This is a genomic window from Enterobacter cloacae complex sp. HYC074_NIDB (genome assembly GCF_056673345.1).
On sequence record NZ_CP114214.1, the window covers coordinates 1,780,533 to 1,805,670 of the forward strand.

The following is a 25,138-nucleotide window of genomic DNA, read 5'->3' on the forward strand; positions in this document are numbered from 1 at the left end:
TGTGAGTCTTCATCAATGAGAATTAAAACAGGGTTAATGGTGGCAGCATTCGTGATGCTGGCGGGCTGTAACGCACCCGCGCAGCACGTGCCGGTGGAAACCTGCAAAGCGGATAACCAGATGCAGCAGACCACGCTCTATTTTGGCTTGAATCGCCCGGCAGGGGCGCAGATTACCGGCAGCGAGTGGCAGCAGTTTGTTGACCAGGACGTGACGCCGCGTTTTCGCGATGGCTTAACGGTGTTTGATGCCCGTGGTCAGTGGCTGGGTAACGACGGCAAGGTGGCGCGCGAGCCGAGCAAGGCGCTGATGCTGATCCACGGGAAAGATGCGCAGAGTGAGAAGAATATTGAAGCGTTGCGCGGGATCTATAAGTCACGCTTCGCGCAGGAGTCGGTGATGCGGGTTGACCAGCCGGTGTGCGTGCAGTTTTAATGAAAAACGGCGGGAAATCCCGCCGTTGTAGTATCGTAGGCCCGTGCAAGCGAAGCGCCGCCGGGCATTAACCGCACAAAACTTACAACACCAACCCCGCAAAGCTCGCCGAAAGCAGGCTCACCAGCGTCGCGCCGTACACCAGACGCAAACCAAACCGCGACACCACGTTGCCCTGCTGCTCGTTCAGACCTTTTATTGCCCCCGCCACAATGCCAATGGAAGCAAAGTTAGCGAACGACACCAGGAACACGGACAAAATACCCAGCCCGCGAGGTGACATTTGATGGGCAATTTTTTGCAGCTCGATCATCGCCACAAATTCATTCGCCACCAGTTTAGTTGCCATAATGCTCCCCGCGTTTAAGGCATCGCTCAACGGAATACCAATAAGCCACGCCAGCGGATAAAACACATAACCCAGAATCTGCTGGAAGCTCATGCCAAATATGCTGGAGAAGAGGGCGTTAACGGCGCTAATAAGGGCGATAAAACCAATCAGCATCGCCAGAATAATCATTGCCACCTTAAAACCGGCCAGAATATACTCGCCCAGCATTTCAAAGAAGCTCTGGGATTCGTGCAGTTTTTCCAGCTTGATATCCGGCTCCGCTTCCGGGCGGGTCGGGTTAATGACCGAAAGAATAATAAAGGTGCTGAACATGTTCAGGATCAGCGCCGCGACGACAAATTTGGCGTCGAGCATGGTCATATAGGCCCCGACAATCGACAGCGACACCGTCGACATAGCCGTGGCAGCCATCGTAAACAGACGACGTGAGGAGAGATCCCCGAGTACGCCCTTGTAGGCAATAAAGTTTTCCGACTGACCGAGGATCAGCGAGCTCACCGCGTTGAAGGATTCCAGCTTGCCCATGCCGTTCAGTTTTGACAGCAGCGTCCCGATCACCCGAATAAAGATCGGCAGAATGCGCCAGTGCTGAAGAATACCGATCAACGCTGAGATAAAAATAATGGGGCAGAGCACGCCAAGGAAAATAAACGCCAGCCCTTTTTCACCCATCCCGCCAAAGACAAAATTCGTCCCTTCGGCAGCGAATTTAAGCAGCGACTCAAAGAAACCGGAGACGTATTTAATAATAAACAGACCGCTTTCTGCATGCAGGAAAAAGAACGCCAGCGCAATTTCAATCACGATCAGCTGTAAAACGAAACGAATACGAACTTTTCGGCGGTCGAAACTCACCAGCCAGGCAAGCGCAAGAATAATCACCAGCGCCAGCAGGAAATGGACAATTTTAAACATGGTTTATTTTCAGTTGGTTTTCGAGGTGGACATTTAGCCACAGCCCCGGTTAACCGTAAATGGGCATTTTCGTTATACCTTATAAACGCAACGGTTACTCAGGCAATTATTACTCCGCAATGCGTTTACATCTGGTCATCAAAACGCAACACATTTCGCTTGTTTTTCTTGTTGCCGTAATGATAATCACTATCACAAGAATTTACCTTTCTTTGCATCAGTTGACCGCGATAAACATTTAAGGTGTCGGCATGTTTGTTCCTTTTCTCATTATGTTACGTGAAGGCCTTGAAGCGGCCCTGATTGTTAGCCTTATCGCCAGTTATCTGAAGCGTACCCAGCGCGGACGCTGGATTGGCGTGATGTGGGTTGGCGTTTTCCTTGCCGCGGCGCTCTGCCTGGGGCTGGGTATTCTTATCAACGAAACCACCGGTGAATTTCCGCAGAAAGAGCAGGAGCTGTTTGAAGGCATTGTTGCCGTAATAGCGGTGGTGATCCTCACCTGGATGGTGTTCTGGATGCGCAAAGTTTCCCGTAACGTGAAGGTACAGCTTGAGCAGGCGGTGGATAACGCTCTGCAAAAAGGCAACCACCACGGCTGGGCGCTGATCATGATGGTCTTTTTCGCCGTGGCGCGTGAAGGCCTGGAGTCCGTGTTCTTCCTGCTCGCGGCTTTTCAGCAGGACGTGGGCATCTGGCCGCCGCTGGGCGCGATGCTCGGGCTGGCCACGGCGGTTGTGCTTGGCTTCCTGCTCTACTGGGGCGGCATTCGTCTTAACCTGGGCGCGTTCTTCAAGTGGACCAGCCTGTTTATTCTGCTGGTGGCCGCGGGACTGGCGGCAGGGGCGATCCGCGCCTTCCACGAAGCGGGCCTGTGGAACCACTTCCAGGACGTGGCGTTCGATCTCAGCAACGTCCTGTCGACCCATTCACTGACCGGTACCCTGCTCGAAGGGATCTTCGGCTACCAGGAAACGCCGAGCGTCAGCGAAGTGGCGATGTACTTTATCTATCTGGTTCCGGCGCTGATCCTGTTCGCTATGCCGCCACGTACCGGCTCGCAGACGTCGCGCGTTGCGCCGTAAGTGCTGTTTTAGTTACAACATACTTTTAAAGGGAAGAGTCATGGCCATTCAGTTCCGTCGTAGTGCGTTATGCGCAGGCATCGCCGCGCTGTTCGTGTCTGCCTTCGCCGCTCAGGCAGCAGATATTCCGCAGGTCAAAGTCACCGTCAACGATAAACAGTGTGAGCCGATGACCATCACGGTTAACAGCGGTAAAACCCAGTTTATTATTCAGAACCACAGCCAGAAGGCGCTGGAGTGGGAAATCCTGAAAGGCGTGATGGTGGTGGAAGAGCGCGAGAATATCGCGCCGGGCTTCAGCCAGAAGATGACCGCAAATCTTCAGCCCGGGGAATATGACATGACCTGCGGCCTGCTGACTAACCCGAAAGGTAAGCTGATCGTCAAAGGCGCAGCGACGGCGGACGCGGCCAAAGGCACGGCGCTGCTGAGTCTCGGCGACGCTATTACCGCCTATAAAGCCTACGTCACCAAAGAGACGGCGGACCTGGTGGCAGGCACCAAAGCCTTTACCGACGCGGTGAAAGCGGGCGATATCGAAAAAGCGAAATCCCTGTATGCGCCTACACGTCAGCACTACGAGCGCATCGAGCCGATTGCCGAGCTGTTCTCTGACCTCGATGGCAGCATTGACGCCCGTGAAGACGACTACGAGCAGAAGGCCGCCGATCCGAAATTCACCGGCTTCCACCGTCTGGAAAAAGCCCTGTTTGGCGATAACTCCACCAGGGGGATGGAGAAATACGCCGAGCAGCTCAACAGCGACGTGCTGGAGCTGCAAAAACGCATCAGCGAGCTGGCATTCCCACCGTCGAAAGTGGTGGGTGGCGCAGCGGGTCTGATTGAAGAAGTAGCCGCCAGCAAAATCAGCGGTGAAGAAGATCGTTACAGCCACACCGACCTGTGGGACTTCCAGGCAAACGTCGACGGCGCACAGAAAATTGTCGATCTGCTGCGGCCACAGTTGCAAAAAGAGAACGGCGAACTGCTGGCGAAAGTGGATGCCAATTTTAAGAAAGTTGACGCTATCCTGGCGAAATACCGCACCAAAGACGGGTTCGAAACCTATGACAAGCTGACCGATGCTGATCGTAACGCGCTGAAAGGCCCGATTACGACGCTGGCGGAAGATCTCTCCCTGCTGCGTGGCGTATTGGGTCTGGATTAAGCGATGAACGAGCATGACGAGTACGACGTGGCGGAACCTTCCCGACGTCGGTTGTTAAAAGGGGTAGGGGCGCTGGGCGGCGCGTTTGCCCTGGCGGGCGGCTGTCCGGTGGCGCATGCGGCAAAACCGCAAAGCGCCCCCGGCACGCTCTCCCCGGACGCGCGTATGGAAACGCAGCCGTTTTATGGTGAGCACCAGGCGGGGATCCTGACGCCGCAGCAGGCCTCGATGATGCTGGTGGCTTTCGATTCGCTGGCGAGTGATAAGGCCGACCTTGAGCGTCTGTTCAGGCTATTAACCACGCGCATTGCCTTCCTCACCGCCGGAGGTCCGGCACCGGAAACACCGAATCCGCGCCTGCCGCCGATGGATTCCGGGATCCTCGGGGCGTTTATCGCTCCCGATAATCTGACCATCACCGTGTCGGTGGGGGAATCACTATTTGATGATCGCTACGGTCTGGCGAAGCAGAAGCCGAAAGCGCTGCAAAAAATGACGCGATTCCCGAATGATTCTCTCGACGCGGCGCTGTGCCACGGCGATCTGCTGTTGCAGATCTGCGCTAATACCCAGGATACGGTGATCCACGCCCTGCGCGATATTATCAAGCACACCCCGGATCTGCTGAGCGTGCGCTGGAAGCGGGAAGGTTTTATCTCTGACCACGCCGCGCGCAGTAAAGGGAAAGAGACGCCGGTCAACCTGCTGGGCTTCAAAGACGGTACCGCCAACCCGGACAGCAGCAATACCGCGTTGATGAACAAGGTGGTCTGGGTTACGGCGGATCAGGGCGAACCGGCCTGGGCGGTGGGCGGCAGCTATCAGGCGGTGCGTATCATTCAGTTTCACGTGGAGTTCTGGGACCGCACGCCGCTGAAAGAGCAGCAGACTATCTTCGGCCGCGATAAGCAAACCGGCGCACCGCTCGGCATGAAGCTCGAGCACGATGAACCCGACTACGCCCGCGATCCGAACGGGGATGTCATCGCGCTGGACAGCCATATTCGCCTCGCCAATCCTCGCACCAAAGAGACGCAATCCAGCCTGATGATGCGCAGGGGTTACAGCTACTCGCTGGGGGTGACCAACTCCGGGCAGCTTGATATGGGACTGCTGTTTGTCTGCTATCAGCACGATCTGGAGAAGGGATTCCTCACCGTGCAGAAGCGGCTCAACGGCGAAGCGCTGGAAGAGTACATTAAGCCCATCGGCGGCGGCTATTTCTTTGCCCTGCCCGGCGCGCGTGACGCGAACGCCTGGCTCGCTCAGGGTCTCATAGAAGCCTGATAATCGTCCCTGCGACAGTTCGCGGGGACATTATTTTTTTCCCGGACTATCTTATTGTTATATTTCTGTAATATTTCTATATAAGACTGATTTTCCATGTAGGGCAGTCCGAAAAGTTGCATTCAGGTAAAATAAATGTTGCATTTATGATAATTCCTGATGTACTTAAGAGAAGACAGCGGTAGTTCCCGGCAGTGATGTTAACTCACTATGGAGATCGCGAATGGTTGCGTCCTGTACTGGACAAGGTAAACACATCAACCGCAGTACCCGGCGCGGAGGCTCAGACTCCGGCAGCGATTTCTTCACCACCAAATTCTCTCCTTCACCTCAACAACCTTTTTCTACCGACGTGCATAACGGTGCGCGTAGCCGTTGTATATCGTCATCCGGTAATGCAAGCAATGGCTTACAAGGAAGCCAACCCTCTGATGTTCGTGCGCATAATCGTGCCGATGCTGGCGCGTGTGATGAATACCAACAACTCAAGGTGCTATCCATGGGAAGACAGAAAGCAGTGATCAAAGCTCGTCGCGAAGCAAAACGTGTGCTGAGACGGGATTCACGTAGTCATAAACAGCGTGAAGAAGAATCGGTCACCTCGCTTGTGCAGATGAGCGGCGTAGAATCCATTGGCATGGCGCGGGACAGCCGCGATGCATCGCCAATTGTGGCGCGAAATGAAGCTCAGGCGCACTACCTGAATGCTATCGAGAGTAAACAGCTCATCTTTGCAACCGGGGAAGCCGGATGCGGGAAAACCTGGATCAGCGCCGCCAAAGCGGCGGAGGCGCTGATTCATAAGGACGTGGAAAGGATCATCGTTACCCGTCCGGTACTGCAAGCGGATGAAGATCTGGGCTTCCTGCCCGGCGATATTTCCGAGAAGTTTGCCCCGTACTTCAGGCCCGTCTATGACGTGCTAGTGAAGCGGTTGGGCGCTTCCTTTATGCAGTACTGCCTGCGACCAGAGATTGGCAAGGTGGAAATCGCGCCGTTCGCCTATATGCGCGGACGTACATTTGAAAATGCGGTCGTTATTCTTGACGAGGCTCAGAACGTGACCGCTGCGCAAATGAAGATGTTTTTAACGCGCCTCGGGGAGAACGTGACGGTGATCGTCAACGGCGATATTACCCAGTGTGACCTGCCGTCGGGCGTGAAGTCCGGCCTGAGCGATGCCATGTTACGTTTTGAGGAAGATGAGATGATAGGGGTGGTCCGCTTCACAAAAGAGGACTGCGTCCGATCGGCGCTCTGCCAGCGCACGCTACAAGCGTATTATTGAATATGCTGTTGTGTTCAAGGCCCGGGAAACCGGGCTTTGTTTTTTGTGCATTTTATCCCCTCTTCCCTGGGGAGAGGGTTAGGGGGAGGGGCTCAGGCCGCACCGAACTGCATATAGCACCGGGGGGGATTGACTCGCTGCGCTCGCCCTGCGGGCAGCCTGTTCGCTTCGCTCTCAGTCTGTCCAACTGGCTGCGCCAGTTGTCGAACCCCGGTCGGGGGTTCTCATTCCCCCCAAAGGCGTACAACATGCGAAAAAAAAGCCCGCATTTTCATGCGAGCTCTTCTTCAAATATGGCGGTGAGGGGGGGATTCGAACCCCCGATACGTTGCCGTATACACACTTTCCAGGCGTGCTCCTTCAGCCACTCGGACACCTCACCATATTGTTTTGCTGCCTGACCGCTTGGGGGGCAACGGGGCGCTACTATAGGGAGTTGCGCTAAAACGGTCAAGCAGATTTTCAGCATTCGTGCTTGTTCGGTTAAGCCTTAATCAGCTTATGTCGTAGCGCGCAGGGTTAACGCTGCGAATCGAGCACTTCGCTATTTTTCACCACGTCCTGCGCTTTGCTGTAGCTTTCGATCAGCAGCTGGTAGGCAGGGAAGATGTGTGTGTACACCTCTGCCCATTCACCCGCATCTTCACGGTTCCACGTGCGCTGAATTTCGGAAGCAACAGCAGCCGTGTCCATCGGCACCACGCCTGCCTGCACCACGCGCGCCAGGGTGATCTCCTGCGCCATTTTGCTGTAGGTGCCGGAGGCATCAATCACCGCAAACACTTTATATCCGTCCGCCACCGCGCTGATGGACGGGAAGGCCATGCAGACGCTGGTGATCGTCCCCGCGATAATCAGCGTTTTGCGCCCGGTGGCTTTCACCGCCGCCACGAACTCCGGGTTATCCCAGGCGTTGATCTCACCCTTGCGTGCGACATACTGTGCGTGCGGCGCGTTGGCGTGGATCTCCGGGATAAGCGGGCCGTTCGGTCCCTGTGGAACCGACGCCGTGGTGATCACCGGGATCTTCGCCAGCGAGGCGATTTTTGCCAGCGCTGCTGCACGGGCGCGCAGCTCAGGCATTGGCATGTCTCCAACGGTCTGGAACAGCCCGCTCTGGTGATCGATAAGCAGCATAACGGCATCGTTTACGTCAATAACGGGACGTGCACCGTTGAAGTTTGCAGGGGTAGACATAATGCGCTCCTTTATTACGTTTAGATTTGGCCAAAGCGGCCGGAGTTAAAATCGCGAATAGCCTCGGCGATTTCGGTTTTACTGTTCATCACAAACGGGCCATAGCCCACGATGGGTTCATTCAGCGGCTCCCCGGCCATCAGCAGCACTTTGGCATCGCTGCTGGCTTCGAGATGCAGTTTGTCACCGCTCTGGCTCAGCACGACCAGTTGCGCCTCACCGGCAGGCGTGGTGCCGTTCACCGTCACGCTGCCTTCAACGACAACCAGCGCCGTGCTCCAGCCTTCGGGCTGATTAAGCGTCAGGTGGCTACCCTGATGCAGCGCGAGATCCCACACGTTCAGCGGTGAGAAGGTATGCGCCGGGCCGGTTACCTCTCCAAAGCGGCCAGCAATCACGCGCAATGTTCCGCTGTTATCCGGCAGGGTGACCACCGGGATATCCGCCTGAGTGATGCTCTGGTAGCCAGGCGTCGCCATTTTGTCTTTGGCGGGCAGGTTGACCCACAGCTGCATCATTTTCAGTTCACCGCCTTTCTGCGAAAACGCGCTGGAGTGGAACTCCTCGTGCAAAATGCCTGCGCCCGCCGTCATCCACTGCACGTCACCTGGACCAATAACGCCGCCTCTGCCGGTTGAATCACGGTGCTCCACTTCGCCTGAGTAGACGATGGTTACCGTTTCAAAACCGCGATGAGGATGCTCGCCCACGCCGCGTTTCGCGCCATCCGCAGGGAAGGTATGCGGTCCGGCGTAGTCCAGCAGCAGGAACGGGCTCAGGGGCTCGCCATGCGTCTGATAAGAAAACATCGAACGAACCGGAAAACCGTCACCGACCCAGTGCGGACGAGGTGCGGTATACACGCCTGTTACGTTTTTCATGATTAACTCCTGATGTCCTGTTGATGGAATTAGCTTATATTCAGGGTTAATATCCCGGTAGATAGCAAAAATGACATTCACTGTTCCTTAAATGGAACAATGGAGGCGTATGCAGGACCTCAATGATTTCGTATGGTTTGTGAAGGTGGTGGAGCATGGCGGCTTTGCAGCGGCGGGTCGGGCGCTCGATCAGCCTAAGTCGAAACTGAGCCGTCGGATTGCGCAGCTGGAGGAACGCCTGGGTGTTCGGTTGATACAACGTACCACGCGGCAGTTTGCGGTGACGGAGGTGGGGCAGACATTCTATCAGCACTGTAAAGCTATGCTGGTGGAGGCTGAAGCTGCGGAGGAGGCGGTGGCTGCTTTACAGGCTGAGCCGCGCGGTATGGTCAGGCTCACCTGTCCTGTCACCTTGCTGCACGTTCACGTGGGGCCCATGCTGGCGCGGTTTATGGCGCGCTATCCAGGGATCAACCTCCAGCTCGAAGCCACCAACCGCCGGGTCGATCTGGTGGCGGAGGGGGTGGATGTGGCGATCCGCGTTCGTCCGCGCCCGTTTGATGACAGCGATCTGGTATTAAGGGTGCTGGCGGACAGGGGGCACTGTCTGGTTGCCGGGCCGGCACTGATTGAACGGATGGGCAACCCGGCGATGCCCTCTGAACTCAGCGAGTGGCCGGGGTTAAGTATGGGGGCGGGCAAGCACCTGCATAAGTGGGAATTGAGCGGGCCGGAGGGCGCAAAGGCAGAAATTCACTTCACGCCGCGCCTGGTGACTACCGACATGCTGGCGCTGCGGGAGGCGGCGATGGCGGGCGTGGGCGTGGTACAGCTGCCCATTTTGATGGTGAAGGATCAGCTGGCTTCAGGTGAACTTGTTCGGGTGCTGAATGCCTGGGAACCCAGACGGGAAGTGATCCACGCGGTGTATCCATCCCGGCGCGGCCTGCTGCCATCGGTCAGGACGCTGGTGGATTTTCTCACCGAAGAGTATGCAAAGATGGTTGAAGACTAGCTTTTTGTAGGTCGGGTAAGCGTAGCGCCACCCGACATAAAGAACGCAGGGAGCGAATCTCCTTACGGAGAATATAAAAGAAAAAAGCCCGTACTTTCGTACGAGCTCTTGTCTTGAATATGGCGGTGAGGGGGGGATTCGAACCCCCGATACGTTGCCGTATACACACTTTCCAGGCGTGCTCCTTCAGCCACTCGGACACCTCACCATATTGTCATCCCGTTGTTGTCGGGACGGGCGCTAATGTAAGGAAAAGCCGTACTGCCGTCAACCCACTTTTTCAGTAATTTAGCGTGTTTAGACAAACTTCAGGCAACCTGATTCCTAAATGTGCGAAATGCGCCTCTTTTATCAGCAACGCGGTTTAGCAATAAATTTGTTATGCTGGCAAGCCAGTTGAAAATGAAAATAAAACAGCGCAATAAAAGGCAATGACTATGGATATTATCTTCTTTCACCCCACTTTTGATACGGCTTACTGGATTAACGCGCTCACGGCGGCACTGCCTGGCGCACGCGTTCGCGAATGGAAACAGGGCGATAATGAACATGCCGACTACGCGCTGGTCTGGCATCCCCCGGTCGAAATGCTTCAGGGACGCCGTTTGAAGGCGGTATTTGCTCTTGGTGCGGGGGTGGATTCCATTCTCAGTAAGCTGAAGGCACACCCTGAAATGCTGCCGGAAGATATTCCCCTGTTTCGTCTGGAAGATACCGGTATGGGGCAGCAGATGCAGGAATATGCCGTGAGCCAGGTGCTGCACTGGTTCCGCCGTTTCGACGATTATCAGGCGTTTAAACAGCAATCCCACTGGGAACCGCTTCCGGATTATCAGCGTGAAGATTTCACCATCGGCATCCTCGGCGCGGGTGTACTGGGTTCGAAAGTCGCCGAAGCGCTCGCACCGTGGGGTTTCCCACTGCGCTGCTGGAGCCGGAGCCGTAAGGAGTATCCGGGCGTCGAGAGCTTTGCCGGAACGGACGAACTCCCGGCGTTCCTGAAAGGGACTCGCGTCCTCATTAACCTGCTGCCGAATACGGCGGAAACGGTCGGCATTATCAATGGCACGCTCCTCAACCAGTTGGCAGAAGACAGCTACTTAATGAACCTGGCGCGCGGGGTACACGTTGTGGAAGACGATCTGCTGAAAGCGCTGGATAGCGGCAAACTGAAAGGCGCAATGCTGGATGTGTATAGCCGCGAACCGCTGCCAAAAGATAGCCCGCTCTGGGCACATCCGCGCGTGGCGATGACGCCCCATATTGCGGCCGTGACGCGACCGGCGGAGGCCGTGGCGTACATCTCGCATACCATCAGCGAAATTGAGAAGGGCAACGCGGTGACCGGACAGGTCGACAGACAGCGAGGCTACTGAGAGAAACCCGGCGTTCGCCGGGTTTTTGCTAATATTCGCCGCTGATAACTGCTATCCTTTGGAAAAACCGCAGAGGAGAGAAAGATGTATCCCGTTGACCTGCATATGCACACCGTCGCCAGTACCCACGCTTACAGTAACCTCCATGATTATATCGCTCAGGCGAAGCTGAAAGGCATCAAACTGTTTGCGATAACCGATCACGGTCCGGATATGGCGGATGCGCCGCACTACTGGCATTTTGTGAATATGCGTATCTGGCCACGCCTGGTGGACGGTATTGGGATACTGCGCGGCATCGAAGCGAACATCAAAAATACCGACGGTGAAATTGACTGCACCGGCCCGATGCTGACCTCTTTAGATCTGATCCTCGCTGGCTTCCATGAGCCGGTCTTTGCGCCCCAGGATAAAGAGACCAACACCGCAGCGATGATTGCCACTATTGCCAGCGGCAACGTGCACATTATCAGCTACCCGGGAAACCCAAAATATTTTTAGATTCCAATCCCCAGAAACGACAAAAGGCCGACCCGTTAAGGCCAGCCTCTTTAAAATTCAATATGTTACTTACCTTTTAGGCGCTGTTTAGCGATCATAACGTTAAGCGCGTATTCAAAACCGTGTTGTGACTCCAAACGGCTAAACGTCACGTTACACAGGCCCAACTCTCTACACAGTGCTTTACGGTTTACGACTTCCGCCGCGCCAGATACATAGACTTGACCAGCGCCGGGGATATTGATTGAAACTTTCATGTGTTACCTCAGTGTAAAAGTAAAAATGAATATAACCGGAAGGGATAACCCCCAGCCGGAGCCGGGGGCAATCTGCATTACTTCAGCTTGACGTTCAGCGTGTAGTTCGGGCGCAGGTTCAGAGGAATGAAGCTCGCCTCCTGGTGAATGGTTACCATGTTGTAACGGTCAACCATCACTTTTTGGTAGTAAGGGCTGATCACACCTTTAGCGGCAATATCCTGATTACGGGATGCTGGGCCATGTACCAGTTTGAACGGGTTACGATCTGCTGTATTGAACTTAGGAACGAACAGGCCGGAACCTTCTTCGATTTCGTAGCGGTCATCGTCCGCCAGAATGAAAGTAATGTTGCCAATGTTGAAGGAGTCATAACCCGCAGTGTTAACCGGGATCAGAGCGCCTTTTGCAGCTTCCGCCACTTTGTTGGTGATCAGGCTGGTTACTTCCGGGTGGCTCGCCAGTGCGTCATACAGATCCGGGGAGCAGAAGACAAAGAAGCGATCCAGATAAGAGCGGCTCGCGCCGTACTCTTTAACCAACATGCGGCGAATCTTCGCGAGCTGTGCATACACGTTAGCGCTTGCTGATCCGTCGAGGTCGAAACTCAGCGGATCGGCACCCATCGCCGTTCGAAAGTCGATATCACCGTCGTCAGTTTTAGCCGCTTTGGCGGACTGTTTGAACAGGGCGCGGGCCAGTGTGCTTTCAACTGTTTCCAGGTGATAGTTACGCATACGGATAGCTTTAGCAGCGATCACTTCGGTGATAGCCATAGCCTGATCCGGATTAGCCGGGCTTACCAGACCTTGCCAGTCAGCAGTTTTTACATCCGCCTCAGTGGCGTAGTGTGGGATCTCCTGGTTACGCAACAGGGTTTTATCGGTCTTGATAGCGTTCACCTCCGATCCGTACCTAGCTACCTGCTCCAGTTCACTAACCTGAGTTTCCACAATATCCACAATCTGGGCGTTTGGGGTGGTTGAGTTAACATCGGAGAAGATACCCAGATCAGAGATCAGGTAATTACCTGCTGGTTGATCTTTGATCGCCGCTACAGTGTCCAGCTTTTCAAACTGTTTAAAATCAATAGCCATTGTGTGATTTCCTTATGCTTTGAAGTAATCGGCGTTGATAGCCAGGCGAACGTCACCGGAAGCTGTCAGGGCGGTCAGTGCGGCTTTTTTGCTCGCGGCGTCTTTGGCACGGAGGAAGTGATCGGTGATCACAACGTGGCGATCCACAATAACCAGGGTCTTATTCTGTCCATCGGCGGACATTGAGGAAAGGTTAATGATCGGCTTGCCAGCGTCAGCGGCGGCGGAGTCATACAGGGCAAAGGTTTTGCTGTCCAGAATATCCCCACAATAGACATCAGCCGGGAGGCTTGGGGCGGTGACTTCGGTACGGTCAAACAGGCTGGAGGCGTAATTCACGATTACGTCGCCTTGCGTTACCGGGTAGCGCTCGGAAGTTTTCATAAAGGTTTTCCTTATGGAGGGTTTTAGACGTGGAGAGAGTCCACAGGGTGATCCGGCATTGCACCGGATATAAGGACCGCCAGAGAGGGCAATCCGAATTGTTGGAAGATGGGAGGCCGTGGGCTGAATAGAAGAGGGCGGCATCCGCGCCGCCCTTTCTAATCTGGCTCTCTCTCACCCTCGCAGGGTGGGGGGAGGTGTAAACCTCTTTTTTGTGGTCACTCACCCGCCAGCGTCACGGGAGCAACCGCCAGCCGATGGGCAAATAACCACAAAAAAGAACCCGGTAGGAGAGACCGGGAGAAGGCAATGTAACTTACTGTCTGATCACTTGTTTTCCTGTGTAGCCTCAGAGCCTTACATGATTTGCTTTCATGGTTCAGCAAAGAAGCCACAGAGGAAAACGGACGCCTGAAATACGCCCGGAAACCATCGACGCAAATCAACAGTTTATCGTTGCAACCGGGGAACCACCCCCGGCCCAACTGTGGACCCCGTGGAGGGCCAATACAATCGAAGGAGACCGCTTGTATTCTGAAGAGCCGCAGTCTAAGAGACTTTTAGCGACGCTTTAGGATAGGGCCTGTGGAGCAAGCCCTATGATTAGAGGCATTTTGAATCGTAGGAGTGTCATCAACTGGCGGAACTTGAGGAGAGGACCGCACACAAAGCATTCTGGCAAGTGGAGTTGAAAGAACGCTTTGGGTGAGGGCCGGGGCGGGGGAGAAGTCCGCCCGGCTCACTCAGTACAGACCCACAGGGGCTGGCTAAAGCACACGTTAATGAAAGTTCTGTACAGGTGCGGGGTGGTAAGCTGCAAAACGGCGATTTCGACATACTCACCACATCCCACACCATGTATATTAGTTTAACACGAATGATTATCATTTGCAATAAAAATTAATTGCATTGTGTTGATTGGTGTGTTAAGTGAGATTGTGGGTAGATCTGGCGGCTGGTACGGAGAAGCGACACAGGAGAGAGGCGGGAGCATCCCACAGGGGCCACAGGAGAGCCTCCACGGGGTTTTAATGGGGTAAGATGATAAATGACCTTGCTACAGTGGCGGACGCGCTGGAGAGCCTTACAGGAGGTTGTAGAGGATAGAGGGATTATTGATTGATAATTGAGCAGGTAAGGCTGGAATTAATTTTTATTGACATACTATAAAGATCATGTTATTTGCGTGTGCATACGCACTCACGCCCGCGCCTTCGCGCACACCCACACGTCTTTTAAATAAAAGATTTTTATTATAATCGTTCAATCGGACTTTGACAAGTCCTCTTTCACTCTTAAATAAAAGATCTTTTATATAATATATATCGTTCAATAATTAATCGCTTAGGCTCTTAATTATTTCACTCATATATTATTAACCTTAAAACCTTCTCGGCCTGATCGGCCTTACCAGGTTTTAGGCCGTGGGCCTGTTCCCACAATGTGGAGTCTCGCCTGTGTGGCTCACTCCAGACAGGGACCCCGGAAATATTTTCCGGGCAGGGGGGTGTATGATTTCTTTACAGGGGTGTCTGTTTTTGAGACAGGGGGGTGTATGATTTCTTTACACAATAATACTAATCATAAGACTAACCCATAACACTAACCCCAGGGGCCAGGTCAAGATCTTTAAGGGAGTGTTAGAGATTGATTAATGGTTAAGTGATTTGCCTCTTTGGACAGGCTACGCCCAACGGGTTAGCCTCCTTTTGGGCAATGCAGAACAGAAAGCGCAACGCGCCTTTCTTTTCTGCCTTTGGGATAGTGACCTCTGGGCGGCGGGGTGGGGTCCCCGGCCCGGTACAGCGTACAGAACCACAACCCACGGGAACCCACCTAAACGCGCCGCTGTGGCGCTCTCTCCTACGTAGACAAGGAAACACCCTATAAACGCCCTCCGGCGCTCTGAGAGCTTTACAGGGGCTTTCTGTGCCTATAGCACAATAAATAACTGATCGCAAGATAAAACAATAAAGTTATTGCGAATCATTGTCAAATAGTGTAAAATAGATATTGTGATGAGGCGGTTAACCAGATATGAAAATCCCCATCATACTATAGCCCACCTAACAGGAGATTGCAATGAGTATTTACCTTGATGTTGAAAAAATGGTTGATCGTGTCGATCAGCGTGATTTGACCCGTAAGACCCTGACAGAAACCCGCAGCCGGATGAAAGCCGCCGGACGTATGAGAGAAGTAGAAGCGATTACGCAGGCCCTTGAATTGACCAAATCCAGCGCCTCCGGCGTTATGCGCCAGTCTCAGCGCCTCGCAGGGAAAATCACAGAGATGGACGCAGAGAAGGCATTAGAGCTTAAAGCAACTGTTGCGCTGTTCGCTTCCAAGTCTACGGATCTGCAAGCAAGTGTTGTCCTTGCATTCCAAAGTCTGTTCCAGGCTAAGGGCGTCCCGATGGAATATGACGAGGTAATGGCCTACATCATGTTGAATGCGGCGGATCAGTTTGAGCGTATCACCGGAGAGCTTCCCGTCGTAATCGTACATTAATTTTTAACTTACTTTTTGGAGAGGAAACAATGAGCAAATATCAGCCTTATGTTGATTTGAGTGATTCCCCTGTGTTGTCAGCGTATGCACAGCAGACGATCAACCAGTTGGACCCAACCCTGTACGATGACATTTACGAAATGTTGAAGCAGGTTAGCCCCTCCAAGTTGGTGACGATTGGCAACCCGGGAATTGTCGCCCCTGCGCACTGGTGGGGTGATTGGTTCGGCCTCAACATCACCGCTGAAGACATTGCAGAATTAAAGGAGATTTGCCTGTGAGTAAAAACAAAGAGTTGGGGATCAGCTTCGATCCCTATGTGATGGAGCAGCTTTTCGCGTTGGCCTCCACCCGTGAACATGGCAGCGTTCACACCATTGTTAAGAAAGCCGTTAGCCAGTACCTGAAAACCGTTAATTCCACCTCTGTTAAGGATTCCCAAAATGACAGCAGCCGCAGTAAATAAATCTGGTTTTGTAATGTTGGAAAATGACCTCCTGAATATTGAGAAGGTCGCCGGGAAAACTTTCACCGGGAACATGAAAATCACCTACAGCCTGATCCAAGGCTTTGAGAAGAACGGGCAGATCGCCTATTTCTCACAAGACACCCTGAAGCGTCAATTAGGCGTTACCCGTCAGACCGTTATCAAGTTGCTAAAAGATATGGTGGAAATGGGCCTGATTAACAAAACCGAGCAGGTGAACGGCGGGACGCTGAATTACACAGTTAACCCGATCACCCCGGAAATGGTGGGAACCCCTGAAGCCGCCAAACCTGAAGTAACCAAACCAACCGCAGCACCCCAACCCGTGGAGACCGTAGAGAATGCAGGAACTAACCAGCCTGGAATTGTTAAGTGTGGATCTGACAGCGTACATAAAAGCCGCCCGGCGTCGCCTGGAGCTTCTCCTGTGGACCGCAGCGGGGGCGCTGTTCGTCCCGCTCCTGTCCCTGTGCCAGTAGAGCAGGGGGCCGCAAACGATGATTTACGCAACCCTGTTATTAATTATGTGGCTGGCTCTAATGTGATGATGGTCAACGGCTTGCCTGTTGAATATCTGGAGCCAGAAGAAAGCGCCATTGATCAGTTTGGTGATGCTTTCTAAAAATCTGCAATTGATTTCCCACTAATAACACTCTACACCAAACCCCCGCGCTTTACAACCCTCTGGAGACTCTCGCATGAATGAATTTATTACAACCAAATTCAAAGCCTTATCCTCTGAGGAAGAGGCCGCAGTAAACGCACTGGCTGAGAAATTGGCAGCAAACAAGCCCCGCCGGATTATGGATGAGAGCCACTTAACCCCGGATCAAATCCTGAAGATCAAGCGGGCCTGTGTACAGGGCCACAGCGCTAAAGCCATCCAAGCGGCGTTTAATGTGTCACTGGCTTACGTCCTGAAAGTAAAGCGCAACCACAACCCGCAGAAGTATCAAAAAACCCCGCTAACTTTGGCTGAAAAAGGCGTTATGGCTAAACAGATGGAAGCCGACGGCCTGAGCCTCTCCAAAATGGCGGAACTTCTGGGGATTAACAGTAAGATGGTCTCACTACTTCTTACCCAACCTTCACCCCGTTACCTGGTGGAGCAAATGCTCCCGTATGACCAAGTTTTGCAGAATCTACGCAGCGCCCGCTATGTGGAAAACCCTGTATACAAAGAGGGGACGAATAAGCGCCGTGTGCGTCTAATCGTTTCTGAAGCACGTCAGCAGACCCGCCAGGCAATCATTAAATCCCGGTAATTATGTCCAACCCAACGGAATGGGACCTAAAGGATTACTTAGGTTCCAAACTGGTTAAGCGTCAGACAAGATTCTCTAACTTTCTCGCCTTACTCCTCTACATCCCCTTTAAGCCCGCCTCTCTCTTCCTGTGGGGTGTGGTACTCACTTTCATTATAAGGACCCTCTCACATGGAAGCATTTAAGCACCTCCTCAATCAGTTGGAAATTCAGAAGGCAGAACAGCGCCAGCGGGAAGCCCAAGAGGCAACCAAACAGAACGAACTCCGCAAGGCACAGGCCGATCTGTCACTGGATGAGGCTATCGCTCTGTACTCCACCCAGTTGGAAGCCTCCACCAATGCCGCAGACAGCGCCCAAAAGGGCCGCGCCATTAAGAGCCGGGGAATTGCTCTGTGTCACAAGGATCAGGGATTCAGCGCCAACGGTCGCCCGGTCTCTCTCCTGACCAAATCCGCAGACCTGCCAGCAGGTCACCGCCGGGTAATCATCAACAAGGCAGCAGGGCGCACCCTGAAGGCCACCAAACTGGAAGGGGCTGAATAATGAGCGGTAACGTGATTCTGACGAAAACCGTAAATAGAGCGGTTTTTACTGTAGATTCAGCAAGTTACAGAAATACGGTTGACCGTATCAAACAGGTGGGGAAAGAGTGGGACAAAGTGGCGTCCAAGATGAAACCGCTACGCCTCAAGTTTGAGGAAAACGCCTACACCAAGATCCGCCGGAAACAGCAGGACGCCGCCGCAAAAGCAGCACTGGCAGAAGCCAAAGCCAAAGCGGCAGCAGACGCCAAAGCAGCCAAAGCACAGATCGCAGCGGAGCGTAAGATCCAGACAATCCGCGCTAAAGCTATCCGCTTCAGCACTTCAGCCGCTAACGCCAACGTGACCCCGGCCCAACGTGCTGGACACCTCCAGGAGTTTGGACAGCTTACGCGCCAGTATCACGCCGGGGCTATGGCATTGCAGGAATATAACGCCCGTGTGTCAAAACTTCAGCAAACCATGCGCCAACAAGGCCGGGTAGGCATGAGGGGAGCCACAATTCCAGTAACCGCCAAAGTTAACAAACTGGATACCTCCATGATCGAGGGTGCAGGCGGGGCGATCACCATTGCCGCAACTGTGGCGCTCTCCGGCAAGATCATGACCACCGGACAGGATTTTGAATCCGCGCTTTCGGGTCTGACAGCGATCACCGGTTCCACAGATGCAGCCGCTAAAGAGTTTGATTATCTGCGTGATCAATCCAACCGTTTGGGCCTTGACCTCCTCAAGACAAGCAAGGATTACACTCAATTTGCCGCCGCTGTTGGGGACAAACTCCCTAAAGACCAGATGCGATCCATCTTTGAGGGTGCCAGTGAATGGGGCCTTGTAACTGGTGCAGACTCCGAATCCCAATCACGCGCTTTGAAAAGTTTGAACCAGATGATGTCTAAAGGCACGGTAATGAGTGAAGAACTCAAAGGCCAATTGTCTGAAGCTCTCCCGGGCGCTGTGGGTCTGTTCGTTAAGGCTCTCAACCAGATGAAAGGGACAACCAACCTTACAGAAAAGGATCTGTTTGACCTGATGCAACAAGGGAAGCTGTTCTCTAAGGACATCCTACCGGAAGTGGCTAAACAGATGAAAGCCGCAGCCCGTAACGGCGGCGCTCTGGATAAGGCTATGAAGTCCAACCGGGCAAGCTGGCAGCGCCTGCAAACCAGTATGCAGAACGCTATGAATATCTTCTTTACTTCTGGCTTTGGTAACTCACTAACCAGCGCTTTCGACGCTATCAGCGCCGCTGTTAACGGCTCTGGTGGGGCCTTTGAGATGTTCGGGCATATCGCCGGGAAAATCGTTGAGGGTGCCACAGATGCGTTTACAGAGTTGCACGACACTGTGATCCTAACCTTCCGCATTATTGAGTATTACGCCGCCAAAATGGGGATCAGTGGTGAGCAGCTTAAATCCTGGGGAGAAATGGCAGCATACGCCGCCGGGGTGGCTCTGTTCGCTGGCTCTATCTGGAAGTTGGGCGGGGCCTTTAAATGGTTGTTGACCATGCTCAACCCGCTAACCAAATTGCTGGGGGTGATGAAAGGGATCGCCGCTATTGGTGGCATTGAAGCCGCTACAACTGGCGGATCTGGTGGGGAAGGTAAAGACAAGCCAAACAAACCGGGCCGGGGTCCGAAAGTTGGTAAGGCCGGGGGCCTTGCGGCTCTCTCTGGCGGTCCTGTTGGCTGGGGCATTGCGATCGGTTCGGTAGGTGGGGATTATGCCTGGGATAAAGTCATGGACGCTAACGACGCCATGTATGGACAGGACACCACCGCCGGGGGCAATCTGAAGAAAGATAGCCCGCTGGGTAAACTGTGGGATTTCCTCCACAGTCCATCCCTTCCGACTAATCCAGACTTTGCCAAACCAGCAGAGAAAACAGGGTGGGTTAGCTCTTACTCTAATCCGGGTTATGTACCCCCTACGCCGACGATTACAGCGCCACAGCTTAAAGTTGATATGGCAGGTAATCCACTGATGACGCCGCCAGCGTGGCTAAACCAGCCGCTAAATGTGAACGTCAATGTGAAAGTGCAAGATGGACAGGTCCGTGATCTGGTCCGCTCTGAAGTTGAGACCAATAACCAGCACGCTTTCAATATGCTGATGCAGGGCGGACAGTAACCGCCCATACAATAAAGGCTCCCCTGGTGGGAGCCTTTTCTTTTTGGTACTCTGCTATAGCTTACTTACTTGTGAGCATTGGCGCGGGCTGTATCTTGCCGGATCTCCTGCGCCTCTCTTTCTCTTTCCTGTGTCATTCTGATCCCTCTTGTGGCTTTAGCCATGAAACTTTGTTTCACCGAAATCATTCGGCATCTTCTGTGTCAAACGTTTTGCTGTATGGGCAATTCTGGGACCGGGTAACCGTGGTAAACGTGTAAATACTGTTGGAGTAAATACAGACCCGCTTACCGTCCGCTGTGGTCTCCTCCTGTGGGTCACTCATGGTAATACGGCCCGAATACATCGCCTTTGCTTTAGCCTCATCGGCGGAAAAGGTCCCCATCATTACCACCGCCAGCAATATGACCATGTTTTGGCGACGTGCTTTGCGGGCAGAATTACGGACAGCCTGACTTTTCATAACAGATCCTCTATTGAATATTTATCACTAAAATCATCTACTTTGCGTTGTGTGGCCCCAATGTAATGGAGCGTACTGGATAACGATTTGTGCCCTAATGCTTTACTAATTACGGCTATATCCTCCCCGTTGTCATAACCAATCGTTGGTTTACTCTTCCTCATGCTGTGGGTCGAAAGATTCAGCCCCAGCTTTTCCCCGGCGTAGCTAATTTCCTCATGCAATTTGGAGCGGCTCACAGGCTTTCCCTTGCTCCTGTGGCTGTCCAACTGTAAGAGGTACACATGATCAGGGTTCGCCTCTCTCCGGGCCGCTATGATGCGTTTAGCGGTATCGGTGAGCCTCACCCGGATAGATTCACCCGTTTTCTGTTGGGACAGGACAAGGTGATCGCCTTTGATGTCGTCATAACGGATAGAGCGCAGATCCGACACCCTCAGCATTAACTCATAACCCAATAACCAGGCGTCACGGTACAGCGTCAGCCCCTTGCCCTGTTTGAGTAACTCTGTTGCTACCGCTTTCACTTCCTGAACTGATTTACAGCCTTCTACGAAATTCATTCTGTACCCTCCAGATCCTAACTGTGATCAATTCTTGATCAAAAACATGCACTTGTAAACGACAAAAATGATTAATTTTAAGATGTGTCTTTTTAGTGAATTAAATCGGGTTTAATCGCGTTTAATGGCAGAGTAATGACCCAGCAGGGGAGGTAATGGCCTGTTTAAGTGGGTAAATGATGGTTACTTAATGTACTATTACCACAAAGCGGGTAAGGTGATTTGACCCCCCCAGCGCCTTTAAGTTACTGTATTTGTGGGAAATTAATTAATGTTTCGTTATGGTGTTGCCTGGCAAATTTTCAATTTACCCTCAAGAAAAAATCCCCAGCTTTTTTATTCCCACATGAGAATCAATATCATTTGTAAACGATAGTCTTTCTCATTACCAACCGGGGCGAAAGCCTTCGCCCCTCAGAGGGCCTCTGTAGACCCGCTTTCTGTATGCGCCTGTGGCGCTACCACTCTTAACCCTGTGGGTTTGTATTGCTTGCCACAAAATAACGCGCCACAGGCGCACAGGGGAGGCGGACGCCTCCAGGGTGGCCCGGCGGGGCCACTGGTCCACAGGGTAAAAGGACAGAATACAATACTGTTGTTTTTAAGTGTTTGATTTGTATAGAGGGCCTGAAGAGTCGGATCGGTATGGGTCTGTAATGTCAAGAAGTGTAAAGAGTGGGTGGGTGGATGAATGATCAGTGTTGACAGGTGCAGATATTTGTGAAACATAATCACGGCCCCCTGGGGGGTCGGTTCGCCATGCCTGGCTGCTATATCCAAACACTAAGATATTTTCCCACACAAGATAGGGCGCTGGGGGAGGCGGACTTGTACCACCCCCAGGAAATGGGGATCAGTTAAGTTATTGATTTTGATCGATTTTAGATCAATCATCCGTTGCCGGGATTACCCCCACCCAGACGGATGGCATATAAATGAATAACGATAAGTCTACCCACCCTAAACGCTTTCCCTATGGCGGGCGTATGGTTACCGCTTACCCTACATACATCATTATTGACGGTATCAAGATCAGCCGCTCCCGCCTGTCATTTGCCTTTCAGTTGGAGTTAGCGAAAGCGCTACGGCTCCATGAGGAAAAGAGCCAATAAAAAACCCCGCACAGAGGCGGGGTTAGTATTACTTGCGCTTGCGGCGTTTGGCCCGGCGCTTCTGTTCGGCGATGTACGCACCCACCAGACTGATCACAGCTTGCCGCCCATAGTCAGATCGATACCGTCACGCTCCTTAAACAGCCAGAAGGTTAGAGAGTCCAGATCGCGGCCTGTCTTACTCACTCGCTTACCGCTCACCATGAAAGAGGCGTGGTAATACCCTCGGCTGTCCTGTGTGATCCCACGGGGCAGGGTGGACACTCCACGGGGTCCACTGGCAGCAGCGGCGCGGGCCGCTCTACGGCGTTCTGTGGCTTCCTCTTTGGTAATCAGTTCTGTGTTACCGATCCGCCCGTCTGCCGGGTCCTGAAGGGCCACAGTGTAACCGTCTGGAATGTCCCCATTGTGGAGAATCCAGGAGACAACCCCGGCCCGTGGTCGGTCGCCGTTAGGCAGCGGGATGACAGCCGCGCCACCCTTCAGGCTTCCCACTGGTTTGGGGCCTGTGGTCTTAAAGTTGCGGACGATAGCAAACGGGGCGCTTTCGTCGTACTCGTAGCCCCATGCGATCAGGTTGTCACGGGTCAGGGTGTTAATAGTTGCTTTCATAGCCATGTTGGGCGCTCCTTGCTGAATTAGTGAAGAGTAGAAGAGGATTTGATCTGGACGTCTGCATGTACAACGCGATCAGAGTCAGACCAGGAGAATAGATTCCCGTACACCGGGCGATAACCTGTCTTAGGGTTAACCGTTTGGACAGTAACGGACGGCGGCGCGGTACGGTGTGACAGTTTGGAAGGTGCAGTAAACATAAGCGGATCTCCTGAAAGTGGTTAGGGTTCAGGAGTTAGGGCGGTGGGTGGCTCTGTGGCCTGTTTGGTAATCTCTAACTCATACTGTATATTTTAACAGTGGTTGTTGCAATTTGCAATACACACTTTTCATTACAATGCAATAAAAATTAATTAGGTTATTTTATGTACAAAAAAGGCCCCATGAAAGGGGCCTATATATATGATTTTACAGGTTAATTAAAATTTCAGCGTTTTCCAAAGAAGTGAGAGCCGGGCACAGCCGGGAAGCCCGCCAGAATCTTAGAGATTGCTTTGTGGTATTCCTGTTCGGCGTCCTGTATCACGCCGATCAGCCGTTGAGCCTCCTCGTTATCCTCTGTCCCGTTGATCTGAATATCCCCGTTTACCACCTCCAGCGTGTATCCCTTCTTACCCTCTGCTGTAAGCGTCCCTGTGTACACGTAAGCCGTTTTATCCTGTAATTCATAAGACAGGGTTAGCGCTTTGTCGGGGCCTTTGGAGAGCGTCACAGAGCGCACAACAGCCCGGACCACTTCCCGGACCTTTAGCCGCCTTTCGTCTGTGGTATCTTCCAACAGATCCGGGGTCAATAGCTCGTAGAAGTCAACCATACTTTCAATTTGGTGATCCTTTCCATCCTGTAGGGCCTGGCGCTGGGTGAGGCGCTCCAGTTCAACCAGTACGCCGGATTTTGTATGCTCCAATGCCTGAAGAGAGGCAACCAACGCCGGGATATTGCCGCCCATTGTAATGGCGCTCGTTATGTTGCTGATCTGGCTCTCTATCCCGTTCAGTTCTCCCCGTTTGGCCTCTATGGCCTGTGTGAGGTCCTCCCGCTTGCCTTGCTTACCCATCATTAGATCCATATAGCCCCGGATAAGTGGGGCAAGGAGGCAACGCTCCACCAATTGACCGGAGACAGACCACACACGACAGGAGGAGGTTTTATTCTTCCCGGTCTCACACACATATCTGATCCGCCCCTCTTTGGAAAAGAAGCTCATAGAGCCGCCACAGTGTCCACAGCGGAGGAGACCCAGACCAGAAAGGAGGGTGATTGTTTGGCGAACCTCTCCAACCTTGTGGCGGTTGCTACAGGCCACATCCTGAAGCCGTGCAAAGTCTGTTTGGCTGCATACTGCCGGATAGTAATTAGAAAGCCTGTGCGTAACGCCGTCGATGGTGATCACCTTCTCACCGTACAGCGCCCGGTTGCTCCTCATTGCCTTGAGGTTAGCCACAGCCCAACATTCTGATCGCTTCTTGCCCTTGCCACGGTTCCCCCTCGGCGGTGGGTATAAATCAGGGTTATCAGTGAGATAAGAGGCCACACGGAAACAGCCCCAACCCTCTAACATTAGCTCTACTGCCTTCTGTGCGGCTTTCCAGTGGACCGGGTGGGGCTTTACCGCCTCATATGTTCCCATGCTGGCATCAATCCACCACGGGGCCGATCCGGCGCTTTTAATGTTCACTGGTAGCCCGGCGCGGTGGCGGTCTATCAGTTTGAGGGCGGTCTCATGCGCTCGCTTCTGTTTGGTGAGTGATTCCTCATTGGCCCGGGAGAATAGAAACAGGGACATCATGAGATCGGTCACATTATTTTTTACGCTGTCCTGGGAGTAAACTTTCCCATCCATCCCCGTGACTATGGTTAGCCCCAGCGATAACAGCCCCGTGAACAGGTTAAGCGCCGTCATAACGTCCTGGCGCGTCAGTCGGTCCAGGTTTTCCACATACAAGTAAGAATCGTTTGGGATTGCCCCAGCCTTAACAGCCTCAATAAAGCCCGCTAAAGCCCCCTGTGTGGTATTCTTACCCCTGAAGGCGCTGATCCCAGCGTCCAGGATTTGGACATACTCCAGACCGTGAAGAGAGGCGAACGCCTTCGCCTTGTCTGTCTGCCTGTCTAATGATGTGTTGCCGGATTGCTTATCTGTGGACCAACGGACATATGAATAGAGCCTTGTCGCCATTATTTTTCCTCGTTACTTCTTGCTGTG

The 25,138-nt window shown here is 53.1% G+C and carries 25 protein-coding genes, 2 tRNA genes and 1 pseudogene; 16 read left to right on the forward strand and 12 right to left on the reverse strand.

Going from position 1 to position 25,138, the window contains the following annotated elements; genetic code table 11:
- Positions 1-15: 15 nt before the first annotated feature.
- The gene (locus tag O1724_RS08650) at positions 16-435 is read left to right on the forward strand and encodes a DUF3574 domain-containing protein (protein WP_023315789.1); all 420 of its coding nucleotides are present in this window, start codon (positions 16-18) and stop codon (positions 433-435) included.
- An 82-nt stretch (positions 436-517) separates the two neighbouring features.
- Here the strand turns inward: O1724_RS08650 and O1724_RS08655 are convergent, their stop codons facing one another.
- Positions 518-1,702, reverse strand: a complete 1,185-nt coding sequence (locus tag O1724_RS08655) for a NupC/NupG family nucleoside CNT transporter (RefSeq protein ID WP_023315790.1) — start codon at positions 1,700-1,702, stop codon at positions 518-520.
- 251 nt (positions 1,703-1,953) lie between these two features.
- Here O1724_RS08655 and efeU point away from each other — a divergent pair, with 251 nt between their 5' ends.
- The 4 genes from efeU to phoH all read left to right on the forward strand — a co-directional run bounded on the left by efeU (position 1,954) and on the right by phoH (position 6,530).
- Entirely contained in the window at positions 1,954-2,787 is an 834-nt protein-coding gene (gene efeU, locus O1724_RS08660) for an iron uptake transporter permease EfeU (protein ID WP_003858080.1), read from the forward strand.
- A 40-nt stretch (positions 2,788-2,827) separates the two neighbouring features.
- Positions 2,828-3,955, forward strand: a complete 1,128-nt coding sequence (gene efeO, locus O1724_RS08665; protein ID WP_032608984.1) for an iron uptake system protein EfeO — start codon at positions 2,828-2,830, stop codon at positions 3,953-3,955.
- A gap of 3 nt (positions 3,956-3,958) precedes the next feature.
- Positions 3,959-5,242, forward strand: a complete 1,284-nt coding sequence (gene efeB, locus O1724_RS08670) for an iron uptake transporter deferrochelatase/peroxidase subunit (protein ID WP_003858074.1) — start codon at positions 3,959-3,961, stop codon at positions 5,240-5,242.
- Between the two features lie 499 nt (positions 5,243-5,741).
- Entirely contained in the window at positions 5,742-6,530 is a 789-nt protein-coding gene (phoH, locus tag O1724_RS08675; RefSeq protein ID WP_045336708.1) for a phosphate starvation-inducible protein PhoH, read from the forward strand.
- A 294-nt stretch (positions 6,531-6,824) separates the two neighbouring features.
- Here phoH and O1724_RS08680 read toward each other — a convergent pair.
- The 3 genes from O1724_RS08680 to O1724_RS08690 form a co-directional block, all read right to left on the reverse strand.
- A tRNA-Ser gene (locus tag O1724_RS08680) sits at positions 6,825-6,912 on the reverse strand.
- Between the two features lie 137 nt (positions 6,913-7,049).
- The gene (locus O1724_RS08685) at positions 7,050-7,727 is read right to left on the reverse strand and encodes an isochorismatase family protein (RefSeq protein ID WP_003858068.1); all 678 of its coding nucleotides are present in this window, start codon (positions 7,725-7,727) and stop codon (positions 7,050-7,052) included.
- A gap of 20 nt (positions 7,728-7,747) precedes the next feature.
- Positions 7,748-8,608, reverse strand: coding sequence for a pirin family protein (locus O1724_RS08690; protein WP_003858066.1), 861 nt, complete (start codon positions 8,606-8,608; stop codon positions 7,748-7,750).
- 109 nt (positions 8,609-8,717) lie between these two features.
- Here O1724_RS08690 and O1724_RS08695 point away from each other — a divergent pair, with 109 nt between their 5' ends.
- Positions 8,718-9,623 carry a LysR family transcriptional regulator gene (locus tag O1724_RS08695; RefSeq protein ID WP_015570854.1) on the forward strand — a complete coding sequence of 302 codons (906 nt, stop codon included), beginning with the start codon at positions 8,718-8,720 and terminating at the stop codon, positions 9,621-9,623.
- Between the two features lie 120 nt (positions 9,624-9,743).
- Here O1724_RS08695 and O1724_RS08700 read toward each other — a convergent pair.
- Positions 9,744-9,831, reverse strand: a tRNA-Ser gene (locus tag O1724_RS08700).
- Positions 9,832-10,060: 229 nt separating this feature from the next.
- Here O1724_RS08700 and ghrA point away from each other — a divergent pair.
- Together ghrA and O1724_RS08710 are read left to right on the forward strand one after the other, a co-directional pair.
- Positions 10,061-10,999 (forward strand): glyoxylate/hydroxypyruvate reductase GhrA, encoded by a 939-nt coding sequence (gene ghrA, locus O1724_RS08705; RefSeq protein WP_126296699.1) that lies wholly within the window; start codon positions 10,061-10,063, stop codon positions 10,997-10,999.
- Between the two features lie 84 nt (positions 11,000-11,083).
- Positions 11,084-11,494: pseudogene (locus O1724_RS08710) on the forward strand (PHP domain-containing protein); the annotation flags it as partial.
- Positions 11,495-11,565: 71 nt separating this feature from the next.
- Here O1724_RS08710 and O1724_RS08715 read toward each other — a convergent pair.
- From O1724_RS08715 to O1724_RS08725, 3 genes are all read right to left on the reverse strand, one after another.
- The gene (locus tag O1724_RS08715; RefSeq protein WP_105645446.1) at positions 11,566-11,757 is read right to left on the reverse strand and encodes a hypothetical protein; all 192 of its coding nucleotides are present in this window, start codon (positions 11,755-11,757) and stop codon (positions 11,566-11,568) included.
- A gap of 77 nt (positions 11,758-11,834) precedes the next feature.
- A complete protein-coding gene (locus tag O1724_RS08720; RefSeq protein ID WP_479983959.1) occupies positions 11,835-12,854 on the reverse strand; it encodes a major capsid protein in 1,020 nt (339 codons plus the stop codon).
- 12 nt (positions 12,855-12,866) lie between these two features.
- Positions 12,867-13,238 (reverse strand): hypothetical protein, encoded by a 372-nt coding sequence (locus tag O1724_RS08725; protein ID WP_105645450.1) that lies wholly within the window; start codon positions 13,236-13,238, stop codon positions 12,867-12,869.
- A 2,082-nt stretch (positions 13,239-15,320) separates the two neighbouring features.
- Between O1724_RS08725 and O1724_RS08730 the strand changes: the two genes are divergently transcribed.
- The 7 genes from O1724_RS08730 to O1724_RS08760 all read left to right on the forward strand — a co-directional run bounded on the left by O1724_RS08730 (position 15,321) and on the right by O1724_RS08760 (position 20,179).
- The gene (locus O1724_RS08730; protein WP_105645503.1) at positions 15,321-15,749 is read left to right on the forward strand and encodes a hypothetical protein; all 429 of its coding nucleotides are present in this window, start codon (positions 15,321-15,323) and stop codon (positions 15,747-15,749) included.
- A gap of 29 nt (positions 15,750-15,778) precedes the next feature.
- Positions 15,779-16,030, forward strand: coding sequence for a hypothetical protein (locus O1724_RS08735; RefSeq protein ID WP_479983960.1), 252 nt, complete (start codon positions 15,779-15,781; stop codon positions 16,028-16,030).
- On the forward strand, positions 16,027-16,215 hold the full coding sequence (locus O1724_RS08740) for a hypothetical protein (RefSeq protein WP_007666096.1): 189 nt from the start codon (positions 16,027-16,029) through the stop codon (positions 16,213-16,215). The genes O1724_RS08735 and O1724_RS08740 overlap by 4 nt, the downstream gene beginning before the upstream one ends.
- Positions 16,193-16,858 (forward strand): helix-turn-helix domain-containing protein, encoded by a 666-nt coding sequence (locus O1724_RS08745; RefSeq protein WP_479983961.1) that lies wholly within the window; start codon positions 16,193-16,195, stop codon positions 16,856-16,858. Before O1724_RS08740 ends, O1724_RS08745 begins: the two co-directional genes overlap by 23 nt.
- A gap of 76 nt (positions 16,859-16,934) precedes the next feature.
- Entirely contained in the window at positions 16,935-17,501 is a 567-nt protein-coding gene (locus tag O1724_RS08750) for a hypothetical protein (RefSeq protein ID WP_076737834.1), read from the forward strand.
- A 171-nt stretch (positions 17,502-17,672) separates the two neighbouring features.
- The gene (locus O1724_RS08755) at positions 17,673-18,047 is read left to right on the forward strand and encodes a hypothetical protein (protein ID WP_085036095.1); all 375 of its coding nucleotides are present in this window, start codon (positions 17,673-17,675) and stop codon (positions 18,045-18,047) included.
- Positions 18,047-20,179 carry a tape measure protein gene (locus O1724_RS08760; protein ID WP_479983962.1) on the forward strand — a complete coding sequence of 711 codons (2,133 nt, stop codon included), beginning with the start codon at positions 18,047-18,049 and terminating at the stop codon, positions 20,177-20,179. Before O1724_RS08755 ends, O1724_RS08760 begins: the two co-directional genes overlap by 1 nt.
- 184 nt (positions 20,180-20,363) lie before the next feature.
- Here the strand turns inward: O1724_RS08760 and O1724_RS08765 are convergent, their stop codons facing one another.
- Both O1724_RS08765 and O1724_RS08770 read right to left on the reverse strand, forming a co-directional pair.
- Positions 20,364-20,642: a hypothetical protein gene (locus O1724_RS08765; protein ID WP_341272288.1), complete on the reverse strand. Its 279-nt coding sequence runs from the start codon at positions 20,640-20,642 to the stop codon at positions 20,364-20,366.
- Entirely contained in the window at positions 20,639-21,205 is a 567-nt protein-coding gene (locus tag O1724_RS08770; RefSeq protein WP_126523699.1) for a tyrosine-type recombinase/integrase, read from the reverse strand. The genes O1724_RS08765 and O1724_RS08770 overlap by 4 nt, the downstream gene beginning before the upstream one ends.
- Positions 21,206-22,140: 935 nt before the next feature.
- Here O1724_RS08770 and O1724_RS08775 point away from each other — a divergent pair.
- Positions 22,141-22,317 (forward strand): hypothetical protein, encoded by a 177-nt coding sequence (locus O1724_RS08775; RefSeq protein WP_180277885.1) that lies wholly within the window; start codon positions 22,141-22,143, stop codon positions 22,315-22,317.
- 93 nt (positions 22,318-22,410) lie between these two features.
- On the opposite strand, the gene O1724_RS08780 is transcribed toward O1724_RS08775, so the two are convergent.
- Together O1724_RS08780 and O1724_RS08785 are read right to left on the reverse strand one after the other, a co-directional pair.
- Positions 22,411-22,935: an HNH endonuclease family protein gene (locus tag O1724_RS08780; RefSeq protein ID WP_479983963.1), complete on the reverse strand. Its 525-nt coding sequence runs from the start codon at positions 22,933-22,935 to the stop codon at positions 22,411-22,413.
- Between the two features lie 424 nt (positions 22,936-23,359).
- Positions 23,360-25,111: a recombinase family protein gene (locus tag O1724_RS08785; RefSeq protein WP_479983964.1), complete on the reverse strand. Its 1,752-nt coding sequence runs from the start codon at positions 25,109-25,111 to the stop codon at positions 23,360-23,362.
- Positions 25,112-25,138: the final 27 nt, after the last annotated feature.